At 62.4% G+C, this 245-nt stretch carries 1 protein-coding gene; it reads left to right on the top strand.

What is annotated here, in order from left to right; all coding sequences use genetic code 11:
• A partial coding sequence (locus tag ACY9Z2_RS19290) for a hypothetical protein (protein WP_463611293.1) occupies positions 1 to 187 on the top strand: 187 nt, incomplete at its 5' end.
• Between the last annotated feature and the right edge of the window lie 58 nt (positions 188 to 245).

The following is a 245-nucleotide window of genomic DNA, read 5'->3' as shown; positions in this document are numbered from 1 at the left end:
AGGGAGCCACGACGCGCTGGAAGCCTTTCGGTCTCTCGTCATCGAGATGCTTGTTCGGCAGGGTTTCGATGAACGCGCATCCCGCACCGTCGTCGATGAGCTCGTCGAGAAGTACGCAGATGGCGGCTGGCCCTTCCGCCGCAAGCCCCATCTGCTTTATCCTGACGGTGCCGACGAGGGCGACTGAGCGGTTTCGTTCGACCTGCCAACTGCGGTTCCGGCCCTGGTCATCCAAACGCTGCCAT

The sequence above is a fragment of the Virgibacillus sp. GM2-2 genome, from assembly GCF_055329585.1.
The sequence above is the reverse complement of the archived record's forward strand: the minus strand, read 5'-3'. Positions and strand labels throughout refer to the sequence as shown.